This window comes from Paradevosia shaoguanensis (genome assembly GCF_016801025.1).
Classification (GTDB): domain Bacteria; phylum Pseudomonadota; class Alphaproteobacteria; order Rhizobiales; family Devosiaceae; genus Paradevosia; species Paradevosia shaoguanensis.
Genome location: NZ_CP068983.1, coordinates 3931966 through 3947546, shown reverse-complemented (window position 1 = coordinate 3947546; position 15581 = coordinate 3931966). Strand labels below are relative to the sequence as shown.

The window sequence follows — 15581 nt, the reverse complement described above, 5'->3', positions numbered from 1 at the left end:
AACGATGTTTCGCGCTAGCAAAACACGCTATCTACCTGAATTACCTTGGATAAGATTGGTTAACTGCTGTTCAGCTAATTTAGACGATGAACCTAAAACAGGTTTACCGCTCTCATCAACCATCACCACGATATCTTCCGGTCGCGCCATGCTCAGCAATGCGCGGGCCTGCTCGGTCAGGATGTCGGGATCGAGGCGCGAAGCGTCGAAAAGGCTGGCCCGGTGCCGATAGGAATCGATTTCGGCCTGCAGCACCGAGGACTCTGCCTTGAGTTCCTCGATATCAGCCTTCATCTGCTCCTGGCTGAGCGTGCCGAACTGCCCGTTGAGGGCGCTGTATCCGAGATAGCCCTGAAAACCGACCAACGCGACGGTTACCGCGAGCGGGCGCCAGAATGCAGGGCGTTTGAGACGAGTCGGCATGGGCATACGGTAGCAGATGAGGTGACCAACATTATGCGAGCCTTACGGTTAAGACCGGGTTTAGGCGAAAAATGCGCAAGGGAACGTCCCTGCCCCTCATCGGTTGTCCGAGCACGCAATCAGCTTCGGACCGGAAATGCGAATTCACGATCTCTTCAACCGCATGTCGCACGCGGTTTCCAAAGCCACCGGCCAGCCCACCACCTTCGTAGTCGCCGTCCTGCTCGTGGTCGTCTGGGCCATAAGCGGCCCGCTCTTCGGTTTCTCGGAAACCTGGCAGCTGGTGATCAACACCGGCACCACCATCATCACCTTCCTGATGGTTTTCGTGCTGCAAAGCTCCCAGAATCGCGATGGCCTCGCCGTCCAGCTCAAGCTCGACGAGCTGATCCTCGCCACCAAGGCCGAAAACAGCTTCGTCGGTGCCGAACACCTCACCGATGACGAGATCCGCCAGCTCCGCGAGCTATGCAACACCCAGCGGGTCGAGGCCGAGCATCAGCTCGAGGCCGAAGGTCCGCGCCGCCCGCCGGCAAGGGCGCATGAAAAAGGGCCGGTCTCCCGGCCCTCGTCTCATTCGCGTCGTCAGAAGCTCAAAGCCCCTTGAGGATGCTCCGGCCGGCATAGACTGCGGCGCCTTCCAGCATCTCCTCGATACGGATGAGCTGGTTGTACTTGGCCAGCCGATCCGAGCGCGAGAGCGAACCGGTCTTGATCTGCCCGCAATTGAGCGCGACGGCGAGGTCGGCGATCGTGGAATCCTCGGTCTCGCCGGAGCGGTGCGACATCACCGAGGTGTAGCCGGCGCGGTGGGCGGTATCCACGGCATCCAGCGTCTCGGAGAGCGAACCGATCTGGTTGACCTTGACGAGGATCGAGTTGGCCACGCCCATCTTGATGCCCGACTTGAGGCGTTCGGTATTGGTGACGAAAAGGTCGTCGCCCACCAGCTGCACCTTCTTGCCCAGCACATCGGTCAGAGCCTTCCAGCCCTCCCAATCGTCCTCGGCCATGCCGTCTTCGATGGTGATGATCGGGAAGCGCGACACGAGGCCTTCGAGGAACCGCACGTTCTCTTCCGACGACAGCGACTTGCCCTCGCCGACCATCTCGTACTTGCCGTTCTTGTAGTATTCGGTCGAAGCGCAATCGAGGCCCAGGAACACGTCCTCGCCCGGCTTGTAACCGGCCTTCTCGATCGACTTGACGATGTAGCTCAGTGCTTCTTCGGCCGACTTCAGGTTCGGCGCGAAGCCGCCCTCGTCACCCACATTGGTGTTGTGGCCTTCCGCATGCAGCCCCTTCTTGAGGGTGTGGAAGATTTCCGAGCCGATCTGGACGGCATGCGCGATGCTTTCCGCGCCCACCGGCAGGATCATGAATTCCTGCATGTCGATCGGATTGTCCGCATGCGCGCCGCCATTGATGATGTTCATCATCGGCACCGGCAGGATGTGGGCGTTCGGGCCGCCGATATAGCGGTAGAACGGCAGCGCGCTCGATTCCGCCGCGGCCTTGGCCACCGCCAGCGACACGCCGAGAATGGCATTGGCGCCCAGCCGCGACTTGTTCGGGGTACCGTCGAGTTCGATCAGCGCCTGGTCCAGCGCGATCTGGTCGAGTGCATCCATGCCCTCGATCTCGTCGGCGATGATGGTGTTGACGTTGTCGACCGCCTTGGTCACGCCCTTGCCGAGGAACGCCTCGCCGCCATCGCGGAGTTCCACGGCTTCATGCGCACCGGTCGAAGCGCCCGAGGGCACCGCCGCACGGCCGAAACTGCCGTCGTCCAGCACGACGTCGACTTCCACGGTAGGATTGCCACGGCTATCGAAAATCTGCCGCGCGACAACGTCGAAAATGCCAGACATGAATGACCCCTTTACGCTTGGTTGCCCTTGTTCGGCCCCTCAATATTGAAGCTTTGTGACAACTGGAAGAGGGAGCTGCAAAAATACCTCTTCGGCCGCGCAAACGATGCAACAGCAACTGGCGCACGACAACGTTAGCCGCTATGCGGCTTGAGGCACTGGGAGAACCGGCATGAGCATCTCGGCAATCGGCTTCGACGCGGACGACACGCTCTGGCAGAATGAACAATTCTACCGCCTGACCGAGACCCGCTTCACCCAATTGCTCGCCGACTACGCCGAGCCCACCGACCTCTCCGCGCGCCTGCTGGAAACCGAAAAGCGCACGCTCGGCCTCTACGGCTTCGGCATCAAGGGCTTTACCCTCTCGATGCTGGAAACCGCCATCGAAGTCACCGATGGCAAGGTTCCGGCCTCGGTTCTCTCGGAAATCCTCGCCGCGGGCCGCGAAATGCTCAGCCACCCCATCGAGCCCCTGCCCCATGCACTGGCCGCTCTCGAAGCCCTCAGGAACGATTACCGCCTCATCCTCATCACCAAGGGCGACCTCTTCGACCAGGAGCGCAAACTGGCCCAATCCGGCCTCGGCGATCTCTTCGAAGCCGTCGAGATCGTCAGCGACAAGAACGCCGCGACCTATTCCCGGATCTTCTCCCGCCACGCCGACGGCCCCGAGCGCGCCCTCATGGTCGGCAATTCACTCAAGTCCGACGTCGTGCCCGCCATCGAAGCCGGCAGCTGGGGCGTCTACGTGCCCCACGCCCTTACCTGGAGCTACGAACACATCGAAGCCCCCACCACCCAACCCCGCTTCCGCCAGATCGAGCACCTCGGCCAACTGCAGGACCTCGTAGGCAAGCTCCGGTAGGGTCCGTGCTCAATTACACCGGTAGATGAGGTTGCGATGGCCGCCCCATCACCGGACTTCCCCGGACTTGATCCGGGGCCCATTGCCACCCTCCACTCGAGTGGAGGAACCCGTGGGCCCCGGCTCTGCGGCCGGGGAAGTTCAGTGGGTGTGGCGCGGCAGACGGACAGCGCTTGCGTTGGAATCTGTCGGATGGGGAGATAAGCGCTCTGGGGGCGCCGGGACTTATTGAGTACGGACCCTAGGACGCCGGCACGTCCACTATCTCTCACGGAGCGATTACTGGCTCGACCGCGCCGACCAGATCACCTTCGGCCGATACGCGAATCCCCGATCGAACGGATAGGTCGGCACTACCTTCCGCACCCGCGGCAGCCGCTCGACAAACTGATCCACCACGCCAGGCGACAACGCCATGATCGAAGGGTTGGCGATCGGCGCCAGTTCCGGCGACAGGTAGCCCGATTTTACCACCACGATCCGCGCATCCATCGGATTGAGCCCCAGCCGGATGAAGTCGTGGATGTTGTGATACGGCCGTCGCTTGGAATGCACGACCACCGAAATCCCTCCCACCTGCAGCACCGCCTCGCGCAGCGCCGGGTCCTCGACCTCGAGCAGGAACGCCACCTTGGCCTCGACCTCCACCGGCTCGCTGCCTGCCCCGTCCAGCGTCGCTCCGATGGAAACCCGAATAGTCGCCCCAAGACCGGCCTCATAAGCCATTTCCGTGGCCGGCCGGTCGGTAATGCCTGCCAGCACCACGCCCTTGGCTCGCTTGTCGATCAACGCCGCCAGCACGTCTGCCCGATCCCCAACGCCACCCGCTGTCGGATTATCCCCTGAATCCGCCAGGATCACCGGATGGGTCGTGCTGGCCATCGCCCAGTCCACGCATTCGGCAATGCTCCCGGTCTTCGATCCGAAGGCGAAATCTTCGCGTGCGTCCCAATAGGCCTGCGCCAGCTTCACCGCCTCGCGCTCCATTGCCGCGCGATCCGTGCCCGTCATCACCACGGCCGCCGTCGCCCGCGGCTCGTCGGCCCAGACATAGCCGACCATCAGCGATGCGTCCCAGATCCCGGGCATTGCATCGATCCCCGGCAGCCGCTCGTAGAGGCCTGCCGCCGGCTGATCCTCCGTCGAGGTCTTTTCTCCGGGCAGCACCACCGGTATCGGGCACCATAGCAGCGACGGCCGCTCGCCCGTACTCAGCGTCCGCACCAGTAGCTTCACCGACCGCCGCATCGTCTCCTCGACGTCGATATGCGGCGCCGTGCGATAGGTCGAATAGCAGTCGAGCCCATCGATGATGCGCTGCGAGAGATTGCCGTGCAGGTCATAGCTCGCCGTGATCGGGCAATCCGGCCCGACGACAGCACGCGCCGCCGCAACGAAATCCCCCTCCGCATCCTCCATGCCCTCAACGAACGCGGCGCCATGCAGCGCGAGGTAAAGCCCGTCGATCGGCCCATATGCCGTCAGCCGTTCGAGAAATTCGCGCTTGAACCCCTCATAGGTCTCCCGCGCGATCGGCCCGCCAGGGACGGCCCGCGCATGCAGCGTCGGCAGGAAGGTCGCATCGAACTCGCGCAGAAACTTGAAGGCCGGCGCCCCCAGCAGCGCCTCACCTCGATAGACAGTGAAATCCTCGGTCCGCGACAGCACCGGATTGTAGGTGCTGGACTCGATATGGAAACCACCGAATGCAATGCGCATGGCTCTCTCGTGCGACAGGATTGTTACATCGAGAATTGAGTGAAACCGTTTTCAGCGCAACGCCCATTTTGTGAAAAGATCGCAGGTCTCGGCCCGCCGTCTACGGCCCCCTTGCATAACCTCGCCCGACAAGTCTTGCTTGCGTGCCGGCGTAAGGCCCGGCGCGATTCCGCTCGGGAGGGGACGATGAGCAAGATAATCAAGCAACTGGCCCATATGTGCATCTTCACCGATGATCTGGCTGCCACCGAGGCCTTCTACCGCGACGTCCTCGGCATCGACGTGAAGTTTCGCTTCATCCGCGACGGCAAGCTTCACGGATTCTACCTCGATGTCGGCAATCGCACCAATATCGAGGTCTTCGAGAAGGCCGGCACCGCGTTCGATGAGTCGAACGCCATCAATCACATGTGCCTGGAAGTGCACGACATGGATGCCGCCATCGCCCATATCCGCGCCCAAGGCGTCGAGATAACTGACAAGAAGTTCGGCATCGACGACACCTACCAGTCCTGGACCAAAGACCCCAACGGCGTGAAGATCGAACTCTTCGAATACACGCCCAAAAGCGCTCAATTCCTCGGCGGCGACCGCAACGTCAACTGGTAAGCCGGGGCGCCTAAGAGAGGTCCAGCGCGTATCGCTTGAGCGTAGCCAGGTCGACCAGCCGCAGCACACCCTGGTTCGTCGCCCGCAGGAACACCCTGGGCGCCTTGCCGGCCGCAAAAGCCTCGACCCAGCGCTCGGCGACCAGGCACCAGCGGTCGCCCGGTTCCAACCCCGGAAACGCGAATTGCGGCATCGGCGTCGTCAGGTCGTTACCCACCGACTTGGAGAACGCCAGGAACTCGTCCGTCATCTCGACGCAGACCAGGTGCCGTGCCTCGCCTTCCGCGCCGGCCGAGCAATAGCCGTTCCTGAAGAACCCGGTCAGCGGGTCGGTCGAGCAGGACTCGAGCGGCTCCCCGAAGACGTTAAGCTCGGGCCCAAATCCGGAGAACGGCTTATTCAACCGTCACGCTCTTGGCGAGGTTGCGCGGCTGGTCCACGTCCGTGCCCATGAACACCGCCGTGTGATAGGCCAGCAACTGCACCGGCACCGTCGCCAGGATCGGCGCCACGAAGCTCGGCACCTTGGGTAGCGTGATGATTTCGGCCGCGCCTGCGCCCACCTTGGCCGTCCCCTCCTCATCGGTGATGAGGATGATCTTGCCGCCGCGCGCCGCCACTTCCTGCATGTTGGAGAGTGTCTTCTCCATCAGCTCGTCCGAAGGCGCCACCACGATCACCGGCATGGCCTCGTCCACCAGCGCGATCGGCCCATGCTTCAGCTCGCCCGCCGCATAGCCCTCCGCGTGGATATAGGAGATTTCCTTCAGCTTGAGCGCGCCTTCCATGGCGATCGGGAACATCTGTCCGCGCCCGAGATAGAGCACGTCCTTGGCCTTCGAGAGCCGCTTGGCGATCCGCTCGATCTGCCGCTCGGCGCCCAGCGCCGCCGAAACCGCACGCGGCAGCTCGACCAGCGCGCGCACCAGCTCGCGTTCCTCGTCCGCGCTGATCGTCCCACGGGCTCGCGCCGCGGCGACCACCAGGCTCGCCAGCGCCGTCAATTGCGCCGTCAGCGCCTTGGTCGAGGCGACCCCGATTTCCGGCCCGCAAAGCGTCGGGAAAGCCACCTGCGATTCCCGGGCAATCGTCGATTCCGGCACATTAACCAGCGACGCGATGTGCTGTCCCTGCCCCGCACAATAGCGCAGCGCGGCCAAGGTATCGGCCGTCTCGCCCGATTGCGAAATGAAGAGCGACAGCCCGCTCCGCTCCAGCGGCGGCTCGCGATAGCGGAATTCGGACGCCACATCGACATCCACCGGCAGCCGCGCATAGCGCTCGAACCAGTATTTCGCCACCGAGCCGGCCAGGTACGCCGTGCCGCACGCAGAAATCGTCAGCCGCGAAAGCTGCGCAAAATCGAACGGCAGCTCCTCGCGCAGCGCGACCTTCTCTGCGCCCATGTCCACATAATGGCTGAGCGTGTGAGAGATCGTCTCCGGCTGCTCGTAGATTTCCTTGGCCATGAAGTGCTTGTGGTTGCCCTTGTCCACCAGCAGCGCCGAGGCGTTGGAGATCATCAGCTCGCGCTGGACGATGCCGTCCTGTCCATCGCGAATCGTGACGCCCTCGGGCGTGATCACCGCCCAGTCGCCGTCCTCAAGATAGGAAAGCCGCGAGGTGAACGGCGCCAGCGCCATGGCATCGGAGCCCAGATACATTTCCGTCGCGCCATAGCCGATGGCCAGCGGTGCACCCTTGCGCGCCGCGATCAGCAGCTTGTCGTGCCCCTTGAACATCAGGGCCAGCGCGAAAGCGCCGCGCAGCTGCTTGAGCGTCGCCGAGACCGCAAATTCCGGGTCCGAACCACGATCGAGCTCACGCGTCACCCACAGAGCCACGGATTCGGTGTCCGTCTGCGTCTGCGGCAGGTAGCCGTCCTTGGCCAGGTCCTCGAGCAGCTCGCGGAAATTCTCGATGATGCCGTTATGCACGACCGCGACCTTTTCGGTCGCGTGCGGATGGGCATTGCGCTCGGTCGGCGCGCCATGGGTCGCCCAGCGCGTGTGGCCGATGCCGATATTGCCGGCCAGCGGCTCGAAAGCCAGCTTCTGCGCCAGGTTGCCGAGTTTGCCTTCGGCGCGGCGCCGGCTGATCGACTGGTCTTCGAGCGTGGCGACGCCGGCGCTGTCATAGCCGCGATATTCGAGGCGCCGCAATGCATCGACCAGCCGCGGAGCAACTGGTTCGACCCCGATAATGCCGACGATGCCGCACATGTTTCCTAGCCCTTTTTCCTGGCCGCCTTGATTGCCTCGGCCCGCGCACGCAGCTTGGGTGCGTAGCCTGGCTTGTCTTCCTGCCGTGCGCGACCCAGCGCCAGCGCATCGGCCTCGACATCACGCGTAATGACGCTGCCCGAGGCGATATAGGCCCCATCCCCGATGCTGACCGGCGCCACGAGCGAGGAGTTCGACCCCACGAACACGTTGTCGCCGATCGACGTCAGGCTCTTGTTGATGCCGTCATAATTGCAGGTGATCGTTCCAGCGCCGACATTGACCTTCTCACCGATCTTTGCATCCCCGATATAGCTGAGATGGTTGATCTTGGAGCCCTTGCCGACCTCGGCCTTCTTGATCTCGACGAAGTTGCCGACCTTGACGCCTTCGGCCAGCACCGCCTCCGGCCGCAGCCGCGCAAACGGCCCGATCTCGGCATCGTCCCCGATCGTCGCACCCTCGATATGCGAGAAGGCGCGTATATGGACGCCGTTCCCCACCTTGGCGCCCGGTCCGAACACCACGTTTGGCTCCAGCACCACGTCGCGTCCCATCTCCGTATCGTAGGAGAAATAGACCGAGGACGGGTCCTTCATCGTCACGCCCGCGGCCATGAAGTCGTCGCGCCGCAGCTCCTGGAACTGCATCTCCGCCTTGGCGAGCTGCTTGCGGTCGTTGACGCCCATCACGTCGTGTTCGGGCGCCACATGATAGGTGACGCGCCGCCCGGACTTGTTGGCCAGCTCCACGAGGTCCGTCAGGTAGTACTCGCCCTGGGCATTGTTCGTCTGCAGCTTGTCGATGAGGTCGCGGAAGACTTCGGCGCGGAACCCGAGGATGCAGGCATTGGAGAGCACGATCTTGCGCTCCTCCTCGCTCGCATCCTTGTGCTCGCGAATGGCCAGCAATTGCTCGCCCCGCGTCAGCAGCCGCCCGTATCCGGTCGGGTCCCGCGGCTCAAATCCGAGGATAGCCGCATCCCACCCGGCATCGAGCCGGTCGGTAATGCCCTTGAAGTTCGCGGCGCGAAGCAGCGGGTGATCGGCATAGACCACCACCACGTAGCCCTGCGCCTTCTCCCACGCCGTCCGCGCCATCGCGGCGGCATGCCCGGTTCCCTTGCGCTCTGCCTGCTCGAAGAATTCGGCATTGGGCGCAACCTCGGCAACCTTGGTCCGCACCGAATCGTGTCCCGGCGCCGTCACCACGGCCAGCCGTGTCGCTCCGGCCCCGGCCGCCGCCCGCACCACGTGCGAAACGATCGGCAGTCCGCCGACTTCATGGAGAACCTTGGGAATGCTCGAGCGCATGCGTGTGCCGTCACCGGCGGCAAGAATAATGGCCAGAAGATCGGTCATCGAGAATGTCTCACGGCAATAGTGTGCACTGCGCTCTTTCTCACTTTTATGGCAGCAACGTGTTGGCAAAGCGATAATGCGCGACCGCCGCAATGCTAAACTCGCCACCGGGGGCCGATTCGACGGCCATGTTCGGAGGATGACTTGACTAAGGCCGGCGATCAATTTCGGCAATCCGATGTTACGTTCTGGGGCTTCGCGGCCCTCGGATGCGGCGTCCTGGCGGTGGTGGCGGCCAATGTGTCGGCGCTGATTCCCGAGGGCGCCTTCCTCGGGCTGCATCTTTCGCGTCTCGAAGGCGGCAGCATCACCGAGCTGCGCCAGAAGGTGGCGGACCTGTCGGCCGACGCCGCGCGCCTGCGTCAGGATACCCGTCAGAACCAGGCCCGGCTGACCCTCAACGAGAATACCAATGGCGACATCGCCCGCCGCGTCGGCGCCCTCGAGGTAACCCTGCCCGCGCTCGCCGAGGCAAATGTCGGTGGCATCGGCCTCGATCGCTCGATCATGACCTCGGCCATAGCCACCTCGCCGCCAGCCGACACCGTCCCCGCCGATGGCGGCATGGTCGCCATACGGCAGACCCCGCTGGACATTGCCGGCACCCAGCCCGTCGACACCCAGCCGATCCCCGCCCCGCTGCCGGCAGCCCAGTTCGGCATCGCCATCGGCCCGCCCATCGCCTCCACCCAGGCGAAAGCCACCTGGGATGACCTCAGCCTCAAGCTCGGTTCGGCCCTCCTCGGCCTCAATCCGCTGATGAACGGCGGTACCGTCGCCGGTGACGGTCACCTGGTCGCCGGCCCCATCGCCGACGTCAAGGACGCCACCGCCCTCTGCAAGCGCCTCGAAGCCGTTGCCGTGGCCTGCCTCCCCGTCCCCTATATCGGCGCCCAAATCACGAACTAGCTTTTGCCAGCCAGGGGAAGCAGCAAACCGCTTCCCCTTCGCCGTTTCCGCAAGGCAGATGTGAGCGCTGCCGATTTGCGGTTGACAGGAAAAGGCTAAACACTATGTTCCGCGCCGACACGACATGGCGGCCAAACCGGTATATCGTGCTCTCTCGATGTGTGCGCGTAGCTCAGTGGTAGAGCATCCGACTTTTAATCGGATGGTCGAGGGTTCGACCCCCTCCGCGCATACCATCCTCCCGGCGCCCATGACGCCAGGCCTCCCGCTCAGCCCGGTAGCGTAACGATGATCGGCCCACGCTTGGTCGCGACGATCGTGTGCTCGTACTGCACCGTCAGCGCCCGCGGCTCGCTCACCAGCGTCCACTCGTCGTTCGGATCCTTCTCTACCGCGTTGCGCCCGCCCAGCGACAGGAACGGCTCCACGGTGAACACCAGCCCATCGCTGATCTTGCGCCGCTCCGAGCGATCCGGCCAGGTCGGGATCTCGCACGGCTCGTCGTGCAGGCTGTAGCCGATGCCGTGGCTGGCAAGGTTCCGGATCAGCGTATAGCGGTTCTTGGCCGCGAACTGCCCGATGGCGTTGCCGATATCGGCCAGCGGCGCGCCCGGCTGCACGGCGCGGATACCCGTCCACATCGCCTTGCGCCCGTCCCGGCAGAGGTTCTCGATGGCCTTGGTCACCGGCGCCACCGCATAGGAGGCGCCCATATCCGCAAACAGCCCGTCCTTCTCCGCCGAAACGTCGAGATTGACCAGGTCGCCCGGCTGGATCACGCGCGGCCCGGGAATGCCATGGGCCACTTCCTCGTTGACGCTGATGCAGGTCGCACCCGGAAAATCATAGGCCACCTGCGGCGCCGAGCGAGCGCCGGCATCGGCCAGCACCTTCGCCCCGATCTCGTCGAGTTCCTGGGTGGTGATGCCCGGCCGCAGCGCCGCGGCCATTGCTTCGAGCGACTGGGCGCAGATGCGCCCGATCGCCTTGAGCTTGTCGAGTTCGTCTTCGGTTTTGACGATCATTGCTTCTTCAGTTCGTGGAAATAGGCCAGCAGCCCGCGGGTCGAGCTGTCGTGCCCTTCGGATGATGCCGTGCCCTCGACCTTGGGCAGCAGCGCCTTGGCCAGTTGCTTGCCCAGCTCAACGCCCCACTGGTCGTAGGAGTTCACGTTCCAGATCGTACCCTGCACGAACACCTTGTGCTCGTAGAGCGCGATGAGCGAGCCCAGCGTCTCCGGGGTCAGCTGCGAATACATGATCGTATTCGACGGCCGGTTGCCCGGAAACACCTTGTGCGGCGTCAATTCCTTGATCCGCGCCTTGTCGAGCCCCTGCGCCTTGAGTTCGGCCACCACCTCGTCCTCGGTCTTGCCGAGCATCAGCGCCTCCGATTGCGCCAGCACGTTCGCCACGAGCTTGGCGTGATGCGGCGGCAGGTTCTCCTGCGGATTGGCCGCGATGAGGAAATCGCACGGAATGACGTCCGTGCCCTGGTGGATCAGCTGGTAGAATGCATGCTGTCCATTGGTGCCCGGCTCGCCCCAGACGATCGGCCCCGTCGACCAGTCGACGCTCTTGCCGCCCAGCGTCACCGACTTGCCGTTGCTCTCCATGTCCTGCTGCTGCAGATAGGCCGCAAAGCGCGACAGGCGCTGGTCGTAGGGCAGCACGGCCTGGGTCGAGAAATCCCAGACATTGCGATACCAGACCCCGATCAGCCCCATGATGACCGGCAGGTTCTCCTCGAGCGGGGTCGAGAGGAAATGCGCGTCCATCGCTGCCGCGCCCTTGAGGAACTTCTCGAAATTCTCGAAGCCCACCGCAATCGCGATCGGCAGCCCAATGGCCGACCACACCGAATAGCGCCCGCCGACCCAGTCCCAGAACCCGAAGATGCGGTCCTGCTTGATGCCGAAGGCATCGCAGGCCGGCAGGTTGGTCGAAAGCGCCGCGAAATGGTCGGCGATGCCGGCCTCGCCTACGCCCTCGGCGATCCACTTCCGCGCCGTATTGGCGTTGGTCATGGTCTCGTCGGTCGTAAAGGTCTTGGAGGCGACGATGAACATCGTCCGCTTCGGGTCGAGCCCCTTGAGCGTATCGTGGATATGCGCCCCGTCGACATTGGAGACGTAGTGCACCCGCAGGTCCTGGCGCGTGTAGGGCGCCAACGCCAGCGTTACCATGGCCGGCCCGAGGTCCGAGCCGCCGATGCCGATGTTGATGACGTCGGTGAACTGCTCGCCGGTCGCCCCGCGGATGGTGCCGTCGCGCACCTGGTCCGAGAACACCCGCATGCGCGCCAGCACGTCGCGCACGTCCGGCATCACGTCTTTGCCGTCCACATTCACCGGCTTGCCGCCCTGGTAGCGCAGCGCCATGTGCTCGACGGCACGGTCTTCCGTGATGTTGATGTGCTCGCCGCCCCACATGGCGTCGCGCCGCCCCTCGACATCCACCTGTCGCGCGAAATCGAAGAGCGCGGCCATCACCTCGGCGTCGATCCGGTTCTTGGAATAGTCGAGCAGGATGTCGCCGGCCTTGGCCGAGAACTTGCCGAAACGCGACGGGTCGGCCGCGAACAGCTCCCGCATCGGCGTCTTGTTGAGGCGCTTCTTGTGCGTTTCCAGCGCGGCAAAGGCCGCCTTGCGTCCAGACTTGGCCATCGTTCTCAAACCTCGGTTAGAGCGGTGGGAGATCGCCTGCGGCCCAGCCGGCACGCGTGGTCTCCACGAAATCGGAAAAGCTCCCGGCTTCGATAGCGGCCCGGGCACCGGCAGTCAGTTCTTGATAATAGGCCAGGTTGATCTGCGAAAGGATCATCGCGCCCAATATTTCTTCGGTCTTAACAAGGTGATGCAGGTAAGCCCGTGAGAACCGCCGGCAATTGCGATTGGGCGATTGCTCGTCCACCGGCCGGCCATCATCCTTATGCCGGGCGTTCTTCATGTTGATGACGCCGAACCGCGTATAGATGTGCCCGTGGCGCCCCGCCCGGGTCGGATGCACGCAGTCGAACATGTCGATTCCGCGCTCGATGCCGCCCAGGATATCGTCCGGCTTGCCCACGCCCATGAGGTAGCGCGGCCGGTCTTCCGGCAGCAGCGGGCAGACACCCGAAAGCACCTCGAACATCACTGCCTGCGGCTCACCCACGGCCAGCCCGCCGACCGCGTAGCCGTCGAACCCGATCGATTGCAATCCGGCCGCCGACTTGGCCCGCAGCCGCAGATCGTCGCCGCCCTGCACGATGCCGAACAGCGCCCGGTTGTTCTGCCCGTTGAACGCAGTCTTGGAGCGATCCGCCCAGCGCAGCGACAGCTCCATGGCGCGCTCCATCTCGCGCGTCTCGTTGGGCAGCGAAATGCACTCGTCGAGCTGCATGATGATGTCGCTGTCGAGCAGCGTCTGGATCTCGATCGAGCGCTCCGGCGTCAGCGAATGCGCCGAGCCGTCGATATGCGAGCGGAACGTCACGCCCTTCTCGTCGAGCTTGCGCAGCTTGGCCAGCGACATCACCTGGAAGCCGCCGCTATCGGTGAGGATCGGCCGCTCCCAATCCATGAACGTGTGGAGCCCGCCCAGCGAGGCTACGCGCTCCGCGCCCGGCCGCAGCATCAGGTGATAGGTATTGCCCAGGAGGATGTCCGCGCCGGTTTCGCGCACCTGCTCGGGATACATCGCCTTGACCGTTCCGGCCGTGCCCACGGGCATGAACGCCGGCGTCTGGATATCGCCGCGCGGGGTGTCGATGCGCCCGCGCCGGGCATTTCCGTCGGTGGCGAGGAGAGAAAAGGAGACCTGCTTCATGGGCGGCGTTCTAGCCGTTTGCCGGCAAGCGGACAACGGGTAGCCATCACGTCACTATCCCCAGGGCCGCCATGCCCAGTTCATAGGCCCCGAAAATCGCCGCCGCCGCGATCCCAAGCCCCAGAAGGCTGATCGCCACCCCCACGATTGCCCCCAGGCCATCCCGGTTCAGCATCGAGAAGCTCAGCACGCACAGTCCGACATTCGGGATGGCATTGATGAACGGAATGGGAATGGTCATCACGAGGCTCACCACGATCACGAACACCCCATAGGGTATCGTCGCCGCCGCGCCCGTCAGCCACCTGAGCCGCGGCCGCGAGAAACGCGCCGCATACCGCGCCGCCACGGCCACGCGCTCGCTTAGCTTGAGCAGCAGGTTGAGCGGCAGTCCGCGATCGCCGATCAGCGCGGGCAGCCGGATCGGCCAGCGCATGATCATCGCCAGCGCAATCCCCAGCGTCGTCCAGGCAATGGTGCCGCCGAAGCCGGGCGGCCCGGGCACCATGTTGAGCAGCGTGAATACCAGGATCAGCAACCGGTGCGATCCGCGCCCCATCACGTCGATGAGCCGCGAAAATGTCAGGTTCGGATCATCGCTCCGCGCCAGCCGCTGCAAGGCCGCCACCATCCGCGCCATGTAGCGCTCGATGGGGCTCACCGGCGTCGAAGCCTCTTCGCTCACGATTGCGTCGCGCCCGCCTCATCGCGGAACAGCAGCGAGGAATCGCCATAGGAATAGAACCGATAGCCGTGCTCGATCGCGTACCGATAAGCCTCATGCATCGTCTCGAAGCCGGCAAACGCGCTCACCAGCATGAAGAGCGTCGACCGCGGCAGGTGGAAATTGGTCATCAGCACGTCCACCACGTTGAAGCGGTAGCCCGGGGTGATGAAGATATCCGTGTCCCCCGAGAACACCGCCAGTTTGCCGCTTTCCCGCGCCGCGCTCTCGAGCAGCCGCAGGCTCGTCGTCCCGACCGCCACCACGCGCCCGCCGCGCTCCCGAGCCGCCAGGATCCGCTCCACAGTCCCCTCGTCGATCACGCCCCATTCGGCATGCATCTTGTGGTCCTTGGTGTCCTCGACCTTGACCGGCAGGAAGGTCCCTGCCCCCACATGCAGCGTCACCCGCTCGAAGCCGACGCCCTTGTCGGCCAGCCGCTGCAACAAGCCATCTGTAAAATGCAGCCCCGCCGTCGGCGCCGCCACCGCACCATCGTGGCGGGCATAGACGGTCTGGTAGTCCGACTTGTCCCGCTCCTCGACCTCGCGCTTGGCCCCGATATAGGGCGGCAGCGGCATGGCCCCGTGCGACTTGATCGCCTCGTCGAGCTCAGCGCCGGCAAGATCGAACGACAGCGTCACCTCGCCCGAATCCCCCTTGCCCGTCAGCGTCGCGAACAGCGGTTCCTGCTCGCCATTGCCCAGCTCCAGCCGATCTCCTTCGGCCAGTCGCTTGGCCGGGCGCGCAAAGGCCTTCCACGTTCGCGCGTCCACGCGCTTGTGGAGGTTGAACGACACCGACGATCGGTTCTCCCCCCGCACCCGCGTCCCCCGCAGATCCGCCGGCAGCACTTTGGTATCGTTGACCACCAGCACGTCGCCCGCCTGCAATATCTCCAGCAGGTCCGTCACGACCCGATCGGCAAGCACGTCGCCCGGTTTCACCACCAGCATGCGCGCGGAATCGCGCGGCTCGGCCGGATGCAGGGCGATCAGCTCGTTGGGGAGATCGAAGTCGAAATCGTCTACGCGCATGGCGTCTTCCTAAAGAATTTCGGCGGCGG

The 15581-nt window shown here is 64.2% G+C and carries 15 protein-coding genes and 1 tRNA gene; 5 read left to right on the top strand and 11 right to left on the bottom strand.

What is annotated here, in order from left to right; genetic code table 11:
* Positions 1-27 precede the first annotated feature (27 nt).
* Positions 28-423 (bottom strand): FtsB family cell division protein, encoded by a 396-nt coding sequence (locus JNE37_RS19215; RefSeq protein ID WP_203064367.1) that lies wholly within the window; start codon positions 421-423, stop codon positions 28-30.
* Positions 424-559: 136 nt separating this feature from the next.
* On the opposite strand from JNE37_RS19215, the gene JNE37_RS19210 reads away from it, so the two are divergent.
* Entirely contained in the window at positions 560-1030 is a 471-nt protein-coding gene (locus tag JNE37_RS19210; RefSeq protein ID WP_203064365.1) for a low affinity iron permease family protein, read from the top strand.
* On the opposite strand, the gene eno is transcribed toward JNE37_RS19210, so the two are convergent.
* Positions 1017-2294 (bottom strand): phosphopyruvate hydratase, encoded by a 1278-nt coding sequence (gene eno, locus JNE37_RS19205; protein ID WP_182397352.1) that lies wholly within the window; start codon positions 2292-2294, stop codon positions 1017-1019. The two genes, JNE37_RS19210 and eno, sit on opposite strands and share 14 nt — an antisense overlap.
* 172 nt (positions 2295-2466) lie before the next feature.
* Between eno and JNE37_RS19200 the strand changes: the two genes are divergently transcribed.
* Positions 2467-3162 carry an HAD family hydrolase gene (locus JNE37_RS19200; protein WP_203064362.1) on the top strand — a complete coding sequence of 232 codons (696 nt, stop codon included), beginning with the start codon at positions 2467-2469 and terminating at the stop codon, positions 3160-3162.
* Positions 3163-3441: 279 nt separating this feature from the next.
* Here the strand turns inward: JNE37_RS19200 and JNE37_RS19195 are convergent, their stop codons facing one another.
* Positions 3442-4881: a M81 family metallopeptidase gene (locus JNE37_RS19195; protein ID WP_203064360.1), complete on the bottom strand. Its 1440-nt coding sequence runs from the start codon at positions 4879-4881 to the stop codon at positions 3442-3444.
* Positions 4882-5067: 186 nt separating this feature from the next.
* Between JNE37_RS19195 and JNE37_RS19190 the strand changes: the two genes are divergently transcribed.
* Positions 5068-5490, top strand: coding sequence for a VOC family protein (locus JNE37_RS19190; RefSeq protein WP_203064358.1), 423 nt, complete (start codon positions 5068-5070; stop codon positions 5488-5490).
* Positions 5491-5500: 10 nt separating this feature from the next.
* Here JNE37_RS19190 and JNE37_RS19185 read toward each other — a convergent pair whose 3' ends face one another.
* From JNE37_RS19185 to glmU, 3 genes are read right to left on the bottom strand one after another with little or no spacing between them, the layout of a single operon-like run.
* Complete coding sequence (locus JNE37_RS19185; RefSeq protein ID WP_203064356.1) at positions 5501-5893, bottom strand: DUF2237 family protein; 393 nt, start codon at positions 5891-5893, stop codon at positions 5501-5503.
* A complete protein-coding gene (gene glmS / locus JNE37_RS19180; RefSeq protein ID WP_203064354.1) occupies positions 5886-7712 on the bottom strand; it encodes a glutamine--fructose-6-phosphate transaminase (isomerizing) in 1827 nt (608 codons plus the stop codon). The genes JNE37_RS19185 and glmS overlap by 8 nt, the downstream gene beginning before the upstream one ends.
* Positions 7713-7717: 5 nt before the next feature.
* A complete protein-coding gene (gene glmU, locus JNE37_RS19175; RefSeq protein WP_203064352.1) occupies positions 7718-9073 on the bottom strand; it encodes a bifunctional UDP-N-acetylglucosamine diphosphorylase/glucosamine-1-phosphate N-acetyltransferase GlmU in 1356 nt (451 codons plus the stop codon).
* A gap of 144 nt (positions 9074-9217) precedes the next feature.
* On the opposite strand from glmU, the gene JNE37_RS19170 reads away from it, so the two are divergent.
* Both JNE37_RS19170 and JNE37_RS19165 read left to right on the top strand, forming a co-directional pair.
* Positions 9218-9982 (top strand): hypothetical protein, encoded by a 765-nt coding sequence (locus JNE37_RS19170; protein WP_203064351.1) that lies wholly within the window; start codon positions 9218-9220, stop codon positions 9980-9982.
* 161 nt (positions 9983-10143) lie between these two features.
* Positions 10144-10218, top strand: a tRNA-Lys gene (locus JNE37_RS19165).
* A gap of 33 nt (positions 10219-10251) precedes the next feature.
* Here the strand turns inward: JNE37_RS19165 and map are convergent.
* The 5 genes from map to queA are packed head-to-tail and all read right to left on the bottom strand — an operon-like array spanning position 10252 to position 15552.
* Entirely contained in the window at positions 10252-11007 is a 756-nt protein-coding gene (gene map, locus JNE37_RS19160) for a type I methionyl aminopeptidase (protein WP_203064350.1), read from the bottom strand.
* The gene (gene pgi / locus JNE37_RS19155; RefSeq protein WP_203064349.1) at positions 11004-12647 is read right to left on the bottom strand and encodes a glucose-6-phosphate isomerase; all 1644 of its coding nucleotides are present in this window, start codon (positions 12645-12647) and stop codon (positions 11004-11006) included. Before pgi ends, map begins: the two co-directional genes overlap by 4 nt.
* A 16-nt stretch (positions 12648-12663) precedes the next feature.
* Positions 12664-13791 (bottom strand): tRNA guanosine(34) transglycosylase Tgt, encoded by a 1128-nt coding sequence (gene tgt / locus JNE37_RS19150; protein ID WP_035038856.1) that lies wholly within the window; start codon positions 13789-13791, stop codon positions 12664-12666.
* Between the two features lie 46 nt (positions 13792-13837).
* Positions 13838-14476 (bottom strand): exopolysaccharide biosynthesis protein, encoded by a 639-nt coding sequence (locus tag JNE37_RS19145; protein WP_035038858.1) that lies wholly within the window; start codon positions 14474-14476, stop codon positions 13838-13840.
* A complete protein-coding gene (queA, locus tag JNE37_RS19140) occupies positions 14473-15552 on the bottom strand; it encodes a tRNA preQ1(34) S-adenosylmethionine ribosyltransferase-isomerase QueA (RefSeq protein WP_203064348.1) in 1080 nt (359 codons plus the stop codon). The genes JNE37_RS19145 and queA overlap by 4 nt, the downstream gene beginning before the upstream one ends.
* Positions 15553-15581 lie beyond the last annotated feature (29 nt).